A 14,749-nucleotide genomic window follows, 5' to 3' on the forward strand; every position below is an offset into this window, starting at 1 on the left:
ACCGCGCCGGATTTTCGTTGTCTCGCCCTGTTTTGGGCGGCGATTCCCTTTATCCGTGCGAGATCGTAGGATGCGCCGATGACCGAATCAAAATCCATGATCCTCGGCTGTGCCGGGAAATCGCTGACCCGCGAGGAAATCAGCTTCTATCGCGGCGAGTGTCCGTGGGGCTTCATCCTGTTTGCGCGCAACGTCAGCGAACCGGAGCAGATCCGCGACCTCGTCGCCTCCATGCGCGACTGTATCGGCCGGCCGGACGCGCCCGTGTTCATCGACCAGGAAGGGGGCAGGGTGCAGCGCCTGCGCCCGCCGTTGGCGCCCGATTATCCCGCCGGCGCGGCCCTCGGCGCCTTGTGGCGCGACGACCACGACGCCGGCGAGCGCGCCGCTTGGCTGCTCGGCCGTCTGCACGCCTTCGACCTTTCGCGCTACGACCTCAGCTCCGACTGCCTGCCGGTGCTCGACGTGCCCATCGAGGGCGCCAGCGACGTGATCGGCGGTCGCGCCTATGGCAAGGAGCCGGAGAGCGTCAGCCGGCTCGGCCGTGCCGCAGCAAGCGGCCTGATGGCGGGCGGCGTGCTGCCGGTGATGAAGCACATTCCCGGCCATGGCCGCGCCTTTGCCGACACCCATTTCGAGTTGCCCACCGTCGACGCCTCGCTGGACACGCTGCGCCGGCACGATTTCGAGCCGTTCCGGCGGCTCGCCGACCTGCCGGCGGCGATGACCGCGCATGTCATTTTCAGCGCTGTCGATCCAAAAAATCCCGCGACCACCTCCGGCCGGGTCATCGAGGAGGTCATCCGCCGCGAGATCGGCTTCGACGGACTGTTGATCAGCGACGACACCTCGATGAAGGCACTTTCTGGGGATTTCCCGACAAAGGCGGCCTCCATCCTTGCGGCGGGCTGCGATCTGGTCCTTCACTGCAACGGTGTTTTCGAGGAAATGGCGGGCATCGCCTCGCGCACGAAAGGGCTTGAAGGCAAGGCGCTGAAGCGCGCCGAGCGGGCAATGGCCGTCATCGGCAAGCGCGACGAGGCAAAGGAAACCGACATCCGCGAGGAATTCGCCACCTATTTCGAGGCGGTGGTCTGAACGGACGGGAAGGAAACAGGACAGCGTTGGCGCAGGCAGGGTCGAAAAAACCTGAAAAAGCCACTCCGATGGATGCCATCTGGACGGAGGGCGAGGATTCGCGCCTGAGCAGCGATCCCTCGCTGGTCGTCGATGTCGCCGGTTTCGAAGGTCCGCTCGACCTTTTGCTGCACCTGGCCCGCACCCAGAAGGTGGACCTGGCGCGCATTTCCGTGCTGGCGCTGGCCGAGCAGTATCTCGCCTTCATCGACAAGGTCCGGGTGTTGCGGCTGGAACTGGCGGCGGACTATCTGGTGATGGCGGCCTGGCTTGCCTTCCTCAAGTCGAAGCTTCTCATTCCCAAGCAGCCGGGCGACGAGGGCGAGAGCGGCGAGGAACTGGCGGCGGTGCTGCAGTTCCGGCTCAAGCGGCTGGAGGCGATGCGCGATGCCGCCGCGCGGCTGGTCAACCGCAACCGGCTCGGCCGCGACGTGTTTGCGCGCGGCATGCCCGAGATGGTCATCGTCGAGAAGCGCAACGCCTTCACCGCCTCGCTCTACGACCTTCTGACCGCCTACGCCATCCAGCGCCAGAAACAGGCGATCACGGAAGTGAAGATCGCCAAGCGCGGTGTCTGGTCGCTGGCGCAGGCGCGCGAAATCCTGTCGCGCATGATCGGGTCGCTCAGCGACTGGACCGCGCTCGACCGCTACCTGATCGCGTATCTGCCGACCCCGCAGGAACGCCGTACCGCGACCGCCAGCTCGTTCGCGGCGTCGCTGGAACTGGTGCGCGAGGGAAAACTCGAAGTGCGGCAGGAGGAGGCGTTCGCGCCGATTTACCTGCGCGGCCGGCAGCGCCCGGCGGCAGGCCCAGCGGCGGGAGAGGGGGCAGGATGAGCGAAAGCCCGGGTGCATCCGTCATTCCGTTCAAGCTGGGCAACCAAGGCGAGGACAGTGCCGCGCCCGGCGAGAATCCCGCCGGGCGGCTGCATCTGGCCGAGGCCGTGCGCATGGTCGAGGCGATCGTTTTCGCCAGTGCCGCGCCGGTCAGCGAAAAGCAGCTTGCCGAGCGCCTGCCCGAGGGCGTCGACATCGCCGCCGCCATGGCCGAACTGCGCCGGCTCTACGAGCGGCGCGGCGTCAACCTGGTCAAGGTCGGCTACGGCTGGGCGTTCCGCACCGCCGGCGATCTCGCCTTTTTGATGAGCCGCGACACCGTGCAGCACCGGAAGCTGTCGCGCGCGGCGCTGGAGGTGCTGGCCATCGTCGCCTACCACCAGCCGGTGACGCGCGCCGAGATCGAGGAGATTCGCGGCGTCGAGACCTCCAAGGGGACGCTCGACACGCTCCTGGAGACGGAATGGGTGAGGATGCGCGGCCGCCGCAAGACGCCGGGCCGCCCCGTTACCTACGGCACGACGGATGCTTTCCTCGATCATTTCGGGCTGGAGGAAATCCGCGACCTGCCCGGGATCGAGGAATTGAAGGGCGCCGGTCTGCTTTCCGGCCGCATGCCGGCCAACTTCTCGGTGCCGCTGCCGCCGGCCGACCTGGACGAACTCCAGGAGGACGAGGAAGAGCTGACCGACATCGATCTCGAGGAGCTGGGGCTGCTGACCCCGCGTGTCACGCAGGATTGACGGTCTTTTTTACGGGCGCGCGCCTTGTCGCGCCCCATCGGCGACGAAAGCGCGTGACATGCGCGTTCCTTCCGCTAAGAGTGTCGCGGTTCTGTTTGAAACCGAACACGAAAACACATAGATCACCTCTAGGGAAACATTCGAGAGAGAGTAGCAATGGGTTCGTTTTCGATTTGGCACTGGATGATCGTGCTCGTGATCGTGCTGCTAGTGTTCGGCCGCGGCAAGATTCCGGAGCTGATGGGCGACATGGCCAAGGGCATCAAGAGCTTCAAGAAGGGCATGGCCGACGACGACGTGGTCGACGACAAGCGCACGGTGGAGCATCGGGCCGACGAGACCGTCAACGATGCCAAGGAAAAGGTCGGCAAGAGCTGAGCCTTTGAACGGCGTTTAGCCGGATTGCTCGTCGGAATGACCGCCCATGTTTGAAGTCGGCTGGACCGAGATGCTGGTGATCGCGATCGTCATGATCGTGGTCGTTGGTCCCAAGGATTTGCCCAATATGCTGCGCACCTTCGGCCGCACGGTGGCCAAGCTGCGTTCCATGGCGGGCGACTTCCAGAAGCAGTTCAACGATGCGCTGAAGGAAGCCGAGCTCGAGGACGTCAAGAAATCGGTCGACGCGCTGCGCGGGCTCAATCCGGCCGCCGAAATCAAGAAGCAGCTCAATCCGTTCGAGCAGGCCGCCGCCGACGTGCGTTCCGGCCTCGACAACGCGATGAAGCCGAAACCGGCCGCCGATGCCACCTCTGCACCGGAGGAAAAGCCGGCGGAGACGCTCAAGGCGGACGGCGCGGCCGAGGCGTCGGCCCCCGCCGCGGCGGATGACAAGGCGCCGTTCCCGGCCATGACCGATTCTTCGGTGGTGGCCGCGTCGGCGGCGACCCCGGAACCAGCCAAAGCGGCTGAGCCGAAGAAGCGTGCCGCGTCGAAGCCGAAGGAGCCCGCGGCCGCAAGGCCTGCGCCGGCGAAAGCGGCGCCCGTAAAGAAGGCTCCGGCAGAGGCGAAGGCGGCCAAGGCGGAAACGCCGGCCTCGCAGAAGGCGCCCCGCGCGCCGCGTAAAAAGACGGCAGGAGCCGCCAAGTGAGCGTCGACGAACAGGACGAGATCGACAAGTCTTCGGCTCCGCTGATCGAGCATCTCATTGAATTGCGGCGCCGGCTGATCTGGTCGATCGGCGGGTTCTTCGTCGCCTTCCTCGTCTGCTTCTTCTTCGCCAAGAACCTGTTCAACCTGCTCGTCATCCCGTTCAAATGGGCGACGCAATGGGCAGGGATGGACCCGCACAAGGTCGAACTGATCTACACGGCGCCGCAGGAATTCTTCTTCACGCAGATCAAGCTCGCCGCTTTCGGCGGCATGGTCATCGCCTTTCCCCTGATCGCCACCCAGATCTACAAGTTCATCGCGCCGGGCCTCTACCGCAACGAGCGCCACGCCTTCCTGCCGTTCCTGATCGCCGCGCCGATCCTGTTCCTGATGGGCGCCGCGCTGGTCTATTTCTTCTTCACCCCGATGGTGATGTGGTTCTTCCTGTCCATGCAGCAGGTCGGCGGCGGCAACGACGTGCAGATTTCGCTGCTGCCGAAGGTGTCGGAATATCTCAGCCTCATCATGACGCTGATTTTCTCCTTCGGCCTGGTCTTCCAGTTGCCGGTGGTCACCAGCCTGATGACGCGCGTCGGCATGCTGTCGTCGCAGGCGCTGGCGGAAAAGCGCAAATGGGCGATCGTCATCGCCTTCGTCGTCGCCGCGGTGCTGACGCCGCCCGACCCGATGAGCCAGATCGGCCTCGCGCTGCCGACCATCCTGCTCTACGAGGTGTCCATCTGGACCGCGCGGATGATCGAGCGCAGCCGCGACAAGGAACGCCTTGCCGAGGAAGCCAGGGAAGCGTCCGCAAAGACGGCGGAAGCGGCTCCCGAGGACCCGACGCCGTCGGCCTAGTTCTCCGTCCTTGAAGCCTCTTTGGCCTGTCGTCCCGGATGACCGGCCCTTGCATGATTTACCGATGCGGTTTACCCCGTCTGCGCCACGAATAACGGTGTGAACATGCTCGATATCAAATGGATTCGCGACAACCCTGCTGCCCTCGTCGAAGCGCTCGAACGGCGCTCGTGGTCGAGCGGCGAGGCGCGTTCGACCGTCGACGACCTGATCGCGAAGGACGAGGCGCGGCGTGAGCACCTGACCGCGCTTCAGGCCAGCCAGGAGCGCCGCAACGCCGCCTCCAAGGAGATCGGCAACGCCATGCGTAACAGCGATGCCGCCCTTGCCGAGAAGCTGAAGGCCGAGGTCGGCGAGATCAAGGAATTCATCCAGAACGGCGAGGCGCGCGAGCGCGAACTCGACAAGGCGCTGAACGACGCGCTGGCGGTGCTGCCCAACGTGCCGCTGGCCGACGTGCCGTTCGGCAAGGACGAGCACGACAATGTCGAGATCCGCCGTTTCGGCGACGAGTTGATCGCCAGGCGCCAGCCGCGCATGGGCAACAAGCCGAAGGAGCATTTCGAGATCGGCGAAGCTCTGGGCCTGATGGATTTCGAGCGCGCCGCCCGGCTGTCCGGCTCGCGCTTCACCGTGCTCAAGGGGCAGCTGGCGCGCCTGGAGCGGGCGCTCGGCCAGTTCATGCTCGACCTGCACACCAGCGAGCACGGCTATACGGAAATGCAGGTGCCGCTGCTGGTGCGTGACGACGCGCTTTTCGGCACCGGCCAGTTGCCGAAATTCGAGGAAGACCTGTTCTTTACGCCCCATGGCGACGGCCGGCTCGGCCTCATCCCGACGGCGGAAGTGCCGATGACCAACATGGCGCGCGAGGAAATCACGCCGGCCGAAAAGCTGCCGCTGCGCATGACCGCGCTCACCCCCTGTTTCCGCTCGGAAGCAGGATCGGCCGGGCGCGATACGCGCGGCATGTTGCGCCAGCACCAGTTCTACAAGGTCGAACTGGTGTCGGTCACCGACGCCGAGAGCTCGATTGCCGAGCATGAGCGCATGACCGAATGCGCGGAAGCGGTGCTGAAGAAGCTCGAATTGCCATTCCGAACCGTGGTGCTGTGCACCGGCGACATGGGATTCGGCGCAAGGAAGACCTACGACATCGAGGTGTGGCTGCCCGGCCAGAACGCTTACCGCGAGATTTCGTCCTGCTCGGTGTGCGGCGATTTCCAGGCGCGGCGCATGGATGCCCGCTACAAGGTCAAGGACGAGAAGGCCACGCGCTTCGTCCACACGCTGAACGGTTCGGGCACGGCGGTCGGCCGCGCCCTGATCGCGGTCATGGAAAATTACCAGGAAGAAGACGGCAGCGTAACCATTCCTGAAGCGCTCAGGCCTTACATGGGCGGCCTGGAAAGGATCGCGGCAAGCTGATGCGCATTCTTCTGACCAATGACGACGGCATTCATGCCGAGGGCCTCGTGGTGCTGGAACGCATCGCGCGCACGCTGTCGGACGACGTCTGGGTGGTGGCGCCGGAGACGGACCAGTCCGGCTACGCGCATTCGCTGTCGATTTCGGAGCCGCTGCGCCTGCGCAAGGTCGCGGAGAAGAAGTTCGCCGTGCGCGGCACGCCGACCGATTGCGTCATCATGGGCGTCAAGCACGTCCTGCCCGGTGCTCCCGACCTGATCCTGTCGGGCGTCAACTCGGGCGCCAATGTCGCCGATGACGTCACCTATTCCGGCACGGTGGCCGGCGCCATGGAAGGCGCGCTGCTCGGCATCCGCTCGATCGCGCTGAGCCAGGCCTATCGCTACGAAGGCGACGACCGCTTCGTCCCCTACGAGACGACCGAGTCGCTGGCGCCCGAACTGATGAAGAAGCTGGTCGCCATGCCGCTGCCGCAGGGCGTTCTGCTCAACGTCAACTTTCCCAACTGTCCGCCGGGCGAGGTCGCCGGAACGGTGGTCGCCACGCAGGGCAAGATGGCGCACGCGCTGTGGATCGACCAGCGCCGTGACGGGCGCGGCTTCCCCTATTACTGGCTCTGCTTCGGCCGCGATATCGGCGAGGCGAGGGCGGGAACCGACATGCATGCCCTGGGCAACCGGCTGGTCGCGGTGACGCCGCTGCATCTCGACCTGACCGCGCACGAGGTTCGCGACCAGTTGGCCAAGGCGCTTGCATGATCGAGGTGGCCGCATGACGCTCGCAACGGACGAACGTGAAGGTTTTGCGGCTTTCCTGCTCAGGCTGCGCGGCAAGGGAACGGCCCCCAAGGCGCTGATCGCAGCTTTCGAGGCGACGCCGCGCGCCGGTTTCGTCGCCGGTCATTTCCATCCGATGGCCTGGTCCGAGCGGACCATGCCGATCGAATGCGGCGAGGCGATCGAAGGGGCGGACCTGCAGGCCGCCGTCATCGCAGCCCTTGCCATCGAGCCGGGAAACCGCGTGCTCGAGATCGGTACCGGCTCGGGCTACACGGCGGCGGTGATGGCGCGGCTGGCCGGCCGGGTCGTCACCATCGACCGCTACAGGACGCTGGCCGAGCAGGCCAAGCAGCGCTTCGACGCGCTCGGCATCACCAACGCCATCGCGCGCCAGGCCGACGGGTCGAACGGGCTGCCGGGCGAGGGGCCTTTCGACCGGATCGTCGCGTGGGTGGCCTTCGAGAGCCTGCCGCGTTTCCTGCTCGACCAGTTGTCGAGCGGCGGCATCGTCATCGCCCCGATCGGGCCTGAAGAGAGCGAGCAGGTGCTCGCCAAGCTGACGAAAGTCGGCAGCCGTTTCGAGCGCGAGGATATCGGCATGGTGCGCCTGCAGCCCGTCCTGCCGGGCACTGCCGCCGTCCTCTGAAAACGCGTTTGCGCCGTCCTTTAATAAAATTCGTCTCGGATTCGAGCGATTTAACGCACCGGTAACATTAACGCGCTTTAATCCTCCCCAGTCGGTAGCGGGTATCTGTGGGTTATTGCGATGCAACTCAGTATTTTGAAGGCAAACAGACGCAATCTGGCGCGCGGTTGCGCCGTTCTGATCGTCGCGGGCCTCGCCGCCGGATGCAGTTCCCAGGCTTCCCGTTTCGGGGACGCGCTCGATGGCATCTCGACATCGTCGACGGCGAACCAGCGTTCGATCATCGGCCAACAGGATACCGCGCAGCCCTATCCGGGCGACAGTGTCGACACCGCTCCCGTCGCCGTCAGCCAGGCTTCGCCGGTGTCGCGCTCCAGCCTGCCGCCGCCGGCTTCGCCGCAGTCCGCGGCACCGGTCGCACAGGCTCCCGCTCCTGTCACCACGCAGCCGATCCGCACAGCGGCGGTCCAGCCGGCGCCCAGCCTCGACCGCACGACGACCGGCACCGTCCAGAAGCCCTTCCAGTCCGCCGAGGCGCAGGCGCCGAAGCTGACCGACAGCCAGCCGCGCCGGCAGGCGACCGAGATCGTCGTGGAAAGCGGCCAGACCATTTCCGGGCTTTCGCGCCGCTACGGCGTGCCGGCCGACGTGCTCATGAAGGTCAACGGCCTCAGCGAAACCAATGGCCTCAAAGCCGGCAGCAAGATCGTCATCCCGGCCTATGGCTACTCGGTGAAGGGCGGGGCCGCCATTGCCGAAAATACGCCGTCCGGCGCCAAGCCGGCGCCTGCCAAGGTTGCCGCGCTGCCGCAGCAACCGGCTGAAAAGCCCAAGCCGCAGCAGACCGCGGCGGTCGCGAACGACCCGTTCATCGTGTCGAAAGGGGAGGCGGCGAAGGCCAAGACGGCTGCTCCGGGCACCTATACGGTGCAGTCGGGCGACACGCTTTCGGCGATTTCCCGCAAGACCGGCATCGGCATCGCCGCGCTGAAGCAGGCCAACGGCATAAGCGACGGCGCGCTGAAGATCGGCCAGACGCTGACCATTCCCTCGGGCAGCGGATCGCCGGCCGTGACGGTCGCCGCCGCCAAGCCCGCGCCCGCCACCAAGGTAAGCGTCGATCCGGTCAAGACGGCATCGACCCCGCCGGCCGAAAAGGCGACGCCGAGCGCGACCCTGACGGCCTATGCGCCGCCGAAGAAGGACCAGAACCTGGCGGTGGACGAGGACGCGGTTGCGCCGAGCGCTACCGGTATCGGCAAGATGCGCTGGCCGGTTCGGGGCCGGGTGATCTCCGGTTTCGGCAGCGGCAAGGACGGCGACGGCATCGACATCTCTGTTCCCGAGGGCACGCCGGTGAAGGCGGCCGAGAACGGCGTCGTCATCTATGCCGGCAACGGCCTCAAGGAGTTCGGCAATACGGTGCTGGTGCGCCACGAGGATGGGCTGGTCACCGTCTACGGCCATGCCAGCTCGCTTCAGGTGACGCGTGGCCAGAAGGTCAAGCGCGGCCAGGAAATCGCCCTGTCCGGCATGAGCGGCACCACCGATTCGCCGAAGCTGCACTTCGAGGTGCGCAAGAACTCGGCCCCGGTCGACCCCAAGGGCTATCTGGAATAACGCCAAGCCGGTTGCGGGTCGCCTGACCTCCAGTCCGGCCCGCTGGCCCAGCCCGTCCCTGATGGGGCGGGCTGTTTTACTGGGCGAGCGGTTTGCCCAGCCTTCCCGCCAGATCCTGCGTGAACTGCCAGGCGACGCGGCCCGAGCGGCTGCCGCGCGTGGTCGCCCATTCCAGTGCCTGCGCGCGCAGCGTCTCGGCATCGATGCTCAGGCCGTAATGGCGCACATAGCCGTCCACCATGGCCAGGTAGTCGTCCTGCGAGCATTTGTGGAAGCCGAGCCACAGGCCGAAACGGTCCGACAGCGAGACTTTCTCTTCGATCGCCTCGCTGGGGTTGATGGCGGTGGAGCGCTCGTTGTCGATCATGTCGCGGGGCAGGAGATGCCGGCGATTCGACGTGGCGTAGAAGATGACGTTGTGCGGCCGTCCTTCGACGCCGCCTTCCAGCGCCGCCTTCAGCGACTTGTAGGACGTGTCGTCATGGTCGAAGGAAAGGTCGTCGCAAAACAGGATGATGCGATAGGGCGAGCCTTTCAGCAGGCCCATCAGCTTCGGCAGCGTGTCGATGTCCTCGCGATGGATCTCGATGAGCTTGAGCTTCTGGTCGCGCGTGGCGTTGATCTCGGCATGCGCCGCCTTGACCAGCGAGGACTTGCCCATGCCGCGCGCGCCCCACAGAAGCACGTTGTTGGCGGCAAAGCCGTTGGCGAAACGCTCGGTGTTGTCGACCAGGATGTCGCGAACATGGTCGACGCCCTTGATCAGGCCGATGTCGACGCGATTGACGTTCTTCACCGCCTCCAGATAGCCGGGGTCGGCCTGCCAGACGAAGCAATCGGCCGAGGAGAGGTCGGTTTGCGGCACCGGCGCCGGCGCCAGGCGCGTGACCGCCTCGATCAGCCGGTCCAGTTTTTCGTTGAGGGCGGTAAGGGCATTGTCGGTCATTGCGTCGCTCTGTTGCGTTTCGCGCCGGCAGGGGCGCCGGAGTTTCCAGAACCGTACCGTACGTTACGGTTCTGGAATTGACAAGAGTGGTAAGGGAGTAAGGGAGTAAGGGAGTAAGGGAGTAAGGGAGTAGGGGACAGGAGAGAAGGAACAGGGAGAACAAGTTTCTGTTGTGGCAGGCTGCTGCGCTGTAACCTACTGCCCTACTGCCTTGCTCCCTTATTCCCCTCGTCCCCCGTATTCCGCCCGGAAAAGCTGCGGATTCGGCTGCCGGCGCAGTTGCATTGGTGGCTTTAGCGACTATATTCCGGCCACTTCCTGGGCCGCTTTGCGGCCCTTCTTCTAAAATCAGGAGTTCCTCGATGTTCGTCACCCCGGCATACGCCCAAGGCATCGGCGGCGCCTCTCCCGACATGTTCGTCAGCATTTTGCCGTTTGTGCTGATTTTCGTGATCATGTATTTTCTGATCATCCGCCCTCAGCGCACGCAGCTCAAGAAGCGCGGCGAGATGCTGGCGGCGATCCGCCGTGGCGATACGGTGGTTACCGGCGGCGGCTTTGTCGGCAAGGTGACCAAGGTCATCGACGACAACGAACTCGAGGTCGATCTTGGCGGCGGCAACAAGGTGACGGCGCTTCGCTCGACCATCGCCGACGTTCGCGTCAAGGGCGAGCCGGTGGCGAACCAGAACGCCAAGAAATAACAACCGCAAGGTTGGCGGGCCGCGTTGCACGCCTGAACGGGCCATAAAGCCATGATGTATTATTCGCGTTGGAAGACGATCGGTATCTGGGCAATCGTGCTGCTCGGCCTGCTGTTTGCCGCTCCGAACCTGTTTTCCTCGTCTTTCCTGGACAAGCTGCCGAACTGGCTGCCCAAGAAGCAGATGACACTCGGCCTCGACCTGCAGGGCGGCTCCCACATCCTGCTCAAGATCGACACCAACGATCTGATAAAGGAGAGGCTGGATAGCGCGCGCGACGAGATCCGCACCGGGCTGCGCGACGCCAAGATCGGCTACACCGGCCTGTCCGGCTCCGGCAAGTATGTGCAGGTGCGCATCCGCGACGACAGCCAGGTCGAGGCGGCCAAGACGGCGCTGAAATCGCTGACGGCCCCCGTGGCGTCCTCGCTTCTCGGCGGCGGCGCCATTTCCGAACTGGAGTTGACGGAGCCCGAGCCCGGCCTGCTGCGCTATACCGTTACCGACGCCGGTATCACTTACCGGCTTTCTTCGGCCGTGTCGCAGTCCATCGAGGTCATCGGCCGCCGCGTCAACGAGCTTGGCACCACCGAGCCGATCGTCCAGCGCCAGGGCGCGGACCGCATCCTGGTCCAGGTGCCGGGCCTGCAGGACCCGCAACGCCTGAAGGACATCCTGGGCCAGACCGCGAAGCTGACCTTCCAGATGGTCGACCAGTCGATGCCGGTGCAGGACGCCATCAACGGCCGTCCGCCGGCCGGCGATACGATCATGTATTCGAACGACAACCCGCCGGTTCCGTACCTCATCGAAAACCGGGTCATCGTTTCGGGTGAAAACCTCGTCGATGCGCAGTCCACCTTCGACCAGCGCACCAACGAGCCCGTCGTGTCGTTCCGTTTCGATTCCAAGGGCGCCGCCCGTTTCGGGCAGGCGACCCAGCAGAATGTCGGCCGGCCGTTCGCCATCATCCTCGACAACCACGTGATTTCCGCGCCGCGCATCAACGAGCCGATCCTCGGCGGCAGCGGGCAGATTTCCGGCAATTTCACCGCGCAAAGCGCCAACGACCTCGCCGTCCTGCTGCGCTCCGGCGCGCTGCCGGCCACCCTGACGGTGATCGAGGAACGCACGGTCGGCCCAGGCCTCGGCCAGGATTCGATCCGCGCCGGCAAGATGTCGGCCCTGATCGGCTCGATCCTCGTCGTCGTTTTCATGGTGGCGGCTTATGGCCGGCTCGGCTGGATCGCCAACCTGGCGCTGGTGGCCAACCTCGGCCTGATCGTCGCCACGCTGTCGCTGGTCGGCGCGACGCTGACCCTGCCGGGCATCGCCGGTATCGTGCTGACCGTCGGCATGGCGGTCGACTCCAACGTGCTGATCTACGAACGTATCCGAGAGGAGCGACGGGAGGGCAGATCGGTCGTCCAGTCGATCGACCTCGGCTTCCAGCGCGCGCTGGCCACGATCCTCGATTCCAACATCACCACGCTGATCGCCGCCGTCGTCCTGTTCTTCCTCGGCTCCGGTCCGGTGCGTGGCTTTGCCGTTACGCTGGCCATCGGCATCATCACCACCGTGTTCACGGCCTTCACGCTGACGCGCTGGCTGACCTCGGCGTGGCTGCGCTACATGCGCCCCAAGGAAATCCCGAAAGGGTATGTCCGCCTGGTGCCGGAAATCACGCATATCCGCTTCATGCAGGTCCGCCTGCAGGTGTTCGTGCTGTCGCTGTGCCTGTGCGTGGCCTCGGTCGGCCTGCTGTTCACCCACGGGCTGAATTTCGGCATCGACTTTACCGGCGGCACCTTGATGGAGGTCCGGGCCAAGACCGGCAACGCCGACCCCGGAGATATCCGTTCGCGGCTGTCGGGGGTAGGCATTCCCGAGATCCAGGTGCAGACCTTCGGCACGGAGTCCGACGCGCTGATCCGCATCGGCGTCACCAGTGCCGACGAAGGCGGCAACGCGCTGGTCGAGAAGGCGCAGCAGTCGCTGAACTCGAACTATGATATCCGCCGCACCGAGCTTGTCGGCCCGACCGTTTCCAGCGAGCTAGCCTGGGCGGCGATCATCGGCGTGCTAGCCGCCATGGGCGGTATCCTGATCTATGTCTGGATACGGTTCGAGTGGCAGTTCGCCATCGGCGCGATCGTGGCGACCACGAACGACATCATCCTGACCTTGGGCTTCCTGTCCGTGACAGGGTTGCAATTCGACCTGACCACGGTCGCGGCGATCCTGACCATCGTCGGCTACTCGCTCAACGACACCGTCGTCATCTACGACCGGGTTCGCGAGAATTTGCGCAAGTTCAAGCGGATGCCGCTCGGCCAGCTGCTCGACCTCTCGGACAACGAGATGCTGGCGCGCACCACGATGACCTCGATCACCACCTTCCTCGCGCTGCTCGCCCTGTTCCTGCTGGGCGGTGAGGTGATCCGCTCCTTCGTCGCCTCGATGCTGTTCGGCGTCTTCATCGGCACGTTCTCCTCGATCTTCATCGCGGCGCCGATCCTGATCCTGTTCCATCTGCGCGATACGCCCAAACAGGTGGAGGGGGCTTCGGCACAGCAACTGCCGGCCAAGTAAATGGCCGGCATCATCATTCGCGAGGCGTTCTTTCCAGGCCGGGCGCCGATCGAGGCTTACGGTAACGGCGGCTTCCGCTTTGCCGACATGTCGCATCGCGGCTCGCTGCTTTGTTTACCGTCCGGCATCCATGGCTGGGAGCCTGCGGATGCGAACGCCTTGGCCGAAAGCGATTTCGAACGGGTTTTCGCCGAGGCCGGCGCGGTAGAACTGCTGCTTGTCGGCTGCGGCCCGGATTTGCGCCGCCTTCCGCCGGCTCTAACCGGCTCGCTGAAAGCGGCCGGAATCGCCTGCGAGTCCATGTCGACCGGGGCGGCGGTCAGGACCTACAACGTGCTCCTGGCCGAAGAACGCGCCGTGGCGGCGGCGCTGATCGCCGTCGATTGAGGTGAAGGACGCCGCCGACATCGTCGCGAACACGGTGCGCGCCGCCGACCGCGACCGCTACCTCGCCACGCTTTACGCGCCGCAGGACAAGCGCGACGCCCTGTTTGCGCTTTATGCCTTCAATGCCGAGATCGCCGGCGTGCGCGACCGCATCCACGAACCGCTGCCGGGCGAGGTCAGGCTGCAATGGTGGCGCGACCTGCTGGCCGGCAGCGACCCCGCCGGTGCCGCCGGCCATCCGCTTGCCGAAGCACTGACGCGGGCGATCACCGACCACGACCTGCCGAGGCAGGCCTTCGACAACTACCTCGAAGCCCGCATCTTCGACCTTTACGACGACCCGATGCCCTCGCGCACCGACCTCGAGGGCTATTGCGGCGAGACCGCCTCGGCGCTGATCCAGCTTGCCGCGATGGTGCTGGACCGCGACGCCGCCCCCGGCTTCGCCGAACTGGCGGGAAGGGCGGGCTGCGCGCAGGCGATGGCCGGCCTGCTGCTGTTGTTGCCGCTGCACCGCGCGCGCGGCCAGTGCTTCGTCCCGGCCGAGATACTGGCGGCGGTCGGTTCGTCCCGGGAAGAATTTCTTGCCGGCAGCGGCGGGCAGGGGGCGGGCAATGTGGTTGCCGCCATGGTCGCGCTGGCACGCGAGCATATGGCGGCTTTTGCGGCCTGCGCGGCCGACCTTCCGCCGGCGCTGCGGCCGGCCTTCCTGCCGCTGGCGCTGACCGGGACCTATCTCGACAAGGCGGAAGCCGAGGGCGCGGCCTTGCTCGAGAAAACGCCGCGCCTCTCGAACCTGCGCCGCCACTGGCTGCTGTTCCGCCACGCCACGCAAGGATGGCCGAGAAACGGCTGACGCTCTTCGCGGTTTGCGGGTCCTATACCCCCGCCCCTGACCCCTCGCCACAAGGGGGTAGTGTTTACATCAGACTTAGTTTGGATTCTTCTTGGGCTGTTTGTTTGATTTGCCGAGGAGAA

At 65.4% G+C, this 14,749-nt stretch carries 15 protein-coding genes; 14 read left to right on the top strand and 1 reads right to left on the bottom strand.

Annotated elements, in window-relative coordinates:
- Nucleotides 1-78 precede the first annotated feature (78 nt).
- The 10 genes from nagZ to ACFOHJ_RS24635 all read left to right on the top strand — a co-directional run bounded on the left by nagZ (nucleotide 79) and on the right by ACFOHJ_RS24635 (nucleotide 9,142).
- The gene (gene nagZ / locus ACFOHJ_RS24590; RefSeq protein WP_378225745.1) at nucleotides 79-1,098 is read left to right on the top strand and encodes a beta-N-acetylhexosaminidase; all 1,020 of its coding nucleotides are present in this window, start codon (nucleotides 79-81) and stop codon (nucleotides 1,096-1,098) included.
- 68 nt (nucleotides 1,099-1,166) lie between these two features.
- Complete coding sequence (locus ACFOHJ_RS24595; protein WP_378225747.1) at nucleotides 1,167-1,976, top strand: segregation and condensation protein A; 810 nt, start codon at nucleotides 1,167-1,169, stop codon at nucleotides 1,974-1,976.
- Nucleotides 1,973-2,719 carry an SMC-Scp complex subunit ScpB gene (scpB, locus tag ACFOHJ_RS24600; protein WP_378225748.1) on the top strand — a complete coding sequence of 249 codons (747 nt, stop codon included), beginning with the start codon at nucleotides 1,973-1,975 and terminating at the stop codon, nucleotides 2,717-2,719. The genes ACFOHJ_RS24595 and scpB overlap by 4 nt, the downstream gene beginning before the upstream one ends.
- Before the next feature lie 156 nt (nucleotides 2,720-2,875).
- The gene (locus ACFOHJ_RS24605; protein WP_378225750.1) at nucleotides 2,876-3,097 is read left to right on the top strand and encodes a twin-arginine translocase TatA/TatE family subunit; all 222 of its coding nucleotides are present in this window, start codon (nucleotides 2,876-2,878) and stop codon (nucleotides 3,095-3,097) included.
- Between the two features lie 46 nt (nucleotides 3,098-3,143).
- Nucleotides 3,144-3,809, top strand: a complete 666-nt coding sequence (gene tatB / locus ACFOHJ_RS24610) for a Sec-independent protein translocase protein TatB (protein ID WP_378225752.1) — start codon at nucleotides 3,144-3,146, stop codon at nucleotides 3,807-3,809.
- Nucleotides 3,806-4,669, top strand: coding sequence for a twin-arginine translocase subunit TatC (tatC, locus tag ACFOHJ_RS24615; protein WP_378225754.1), 864 nt, complete (start codon nucleotides 3,806-3,808; stop codon nucleotides 4,667-4,669). Before tatB ends, tatC begins: the two co-directional genes overlap by 4 nt.
- A 105-nt stretch (nucleotides 4,670-4,774) precedes the next feature.
- A complete protein-coding gene (serS, locus tag ACFOHJ_RS24620) occupies nucleotides 4,775-6,097 on the top strand; it encodes a serine--tRNA ligase (protein WP_378225756.1) in 1,323 nt (440 codons plus the stop codon).
- Entirely contained in the window at nucleotides 6,097-6,855 is a 759-nt protein-coding gene (surE, locus tag ACFOHJ_RS24625; protein WP_378225758.1) for a 5'/3'-nucleotidase SurE, read from the top strand. Before serS ends, surE begins: the two co-directional genes overlap by 1 nt.
- Nucleotides 6,856-6,868: 13 nt before the next feature.
- Nucleotides 6,869-7,522 (top strand): protein-L-isoaspartate(D-aspartate) O-methyltransferase, encoded by a 654-nt coding sequence (locus ACFOHJ_RS24630; protein ID WP_378225760.1) that lies wholly within the window; start codon nucleotides 6,869-6,871, stop codon nucleotides 7,520-7,522.
- A 120-nt stretch (nucleotides 7,523-7,642) separates the two neighbouring features.
- Complete coding sequence (locus ACFOHJ_RS24635) at nucleotides 7,643-9,142, top strand: peptidoglycan DD-metalloendopeptidase family protein (RefSeq protein ID WP_378225762.1); 1,500 nt, start codon at nucleotides 7,643-7,645, stop codon at nucleotides 9,140-9,142.
- Between the two features lie 76 nt (nucleotides 9,143-9,218).
- Here ACFOHJ_RS24635 and ACFOHJ_RS24640 read toward each other — a convergent pair whose 3' ends face one another.
- On the bottom strand, nucleotides 9,219-10,088 hold the full coding sequence (locus tag ACFOHJ_RS24640) for an ATP-binding protein (protein WP_378225763.1): 870 nt from the start codon (nucleotides 10,086-10,088) through the stop codon (nucleotides 9,219-9,221).
- Between the two features lie 362 nt (nucleotides 10,089-10,450).
- Here ACFOHJ_RS24640 and yajC point away from each other — a divergent pair, with 362 nt between their 5' ends.
- Genes yajC through ACFOHJ_RS24660 form a run of 4 tightly spaced genes read left to right on the top strand, consistent with a single transcriptional unit; the run spans nucleotide 10,451 to nucleotide 14,627 of the window.
- Nucleotides 10,451-10,792, top strand: coding sequence for a preprotein translocase subunit YajC (gene yajC / locus ACFOHJ_RS24645; RefSeq protein WP_378225765.1), 342 nt, complete (start codon nucleotides 10,451-10,453; stop codon nucleotides 10,790-10,792).
- 51 nt (nucleotides 10,793-10,843) lie between these two features.
- The gene (gene secDF / locus ACFOHJ_RS24650) at nucleotides 10,844-13,384 is read left to right on the top strand and encodes a protein translocase subunit SecDF (protein ID WP_378225767.1); all 2,541 of its coding nucleotides are present in this window, start codon (nucleotides 10,844-10,846) and stop codon (nucleotides 13,382-13,384) included.
- Nucleotides 13,385-13,771: an Mth938-like domain-containing protein gene (locus tag ACFOHJ_RS24655; protein WP_378225769.1), complete on the top strand. Its 387-nt coding sequence runs from the start codon at nucleotides 13,385-13,387 to the stop codon at nucleotides 13,769-13,771.
- A 1-nt stretch (nucleotide 13,772) separates the two neighbouring features.
- Nucleotides 13,773-14,627, top strand: coding sequence for a phytoene/squalene synthase family protein (locus ACFOHJ_RS24660; protein WP_378225771.1), 855 nt, complete (start codon nucleotides 13,773-13,775; stop codon nucleotides 14,625-14,627).
- Nucleotides 14,628-14,749: the final 122 nt, after the last annotated feature.

Source organism: Aquamicrobium soli (assembly GCF_042646345.1).
GTDB classification, from domain to species: Bacteria; Pseudomonadota; Alphaproteobacteria; order Rhizobiales; family Rhizobiaceae; genus Mesorhizobium; species Mesorhizobium soli_A.

Excerpts from the sequence above, each read along its gene's own strand:
- nagZ (WP_378225745.1), top strand. The coding sequence starts at position 79 with ATGACCGAATCAAAATCCATGATCCTCGGCTGTGCCGGGAAATCGCTG.
- ACFOHJ_RS24595 (WP_378225747.1), top strand. The coding sequence starts at position 1,167 with ATGGATGCCATCTGGACGGAGGGCGAGGATTCGCGCCTGAGCAGCGAT.
- scpB (WP_378225748.1), top strand. The coding sequence starts at position 1,973 with ATGAGCGAAAGCCCGGGTGCATCCGTCATTCCGTTCAAGCTGGGCAAC.
- ACFOHJ_RS24605 (WP_378225750.1), top strand. The coding sequence starts at position 2,876 with ATGGGTTCGTTTTCGATTTGGCACTGGATGATCGTGCTCGTGATCGTG.
- tatB (WP_378225752.1), top strand. The coding sequence starts at position 3,144 with ATGTTTGAAGTCGGCTGGACCGAGATGCTGGTGATCGCGATCGTCATG.
- serS (WP_378225756.1), top strand. The coding sequence starts at position 4,775 with ATGCTCGATATCAAATGGATTCGCGACAACCCTGCTGCCCTCGTCGAA.
- surE (WP_378225758.1), top strand. The coding sequence starts at position 6,097 with ATGCGCATTCTTCTGACCAATGACGACGGCATTCATGCCGAGGGCCTC.
- ACFOHJ_RS24630 (WP_378225760.1), top strand. The coding sequence starts at position 6,869 with ATGACGCTCGCAACGGACGAACGTGAAGGTTTTGCGGCTTTCCTGCTC.
- ACFOHJ_RS24635 (WP_378225762.1), top strand. The coding sequence starts at position 7,643 with ATGCAACTCAGTATTTTGAAGGCAAACAGACGCAATCTGGCGCGCGGT.
- ACFOHJ_RS24640 (WP_378225763.1), bottom strand. The coding sequence starts at position 10,088 with ATGACCGACAATGCCCTTACCGCCCTCAACGAAAAACTGGACCGGCTG.
- yajC (WP_378225765.1), top strand. The coding sequence starts at position 10,451 with ATGTTCGTCACCCCGGCATACGCCCAAGGCATCGGCGGCGCCTCTCCC.
- secDF (WP_378225767.1), top strand. The coding sequence starts at position 10,844 with ATGATGTATTATTCGCGTTGGAAGACGATCGGTATCTGGGCAATCGTG.
- ACFOHJ_RS24655 (WP_378225769.1), top strand. The coding sequence starts at position 13,385 with ATGGCCGGCATCATCATTCGCGAGGCGTTCTTTCCAGGCCGGGCGCCG.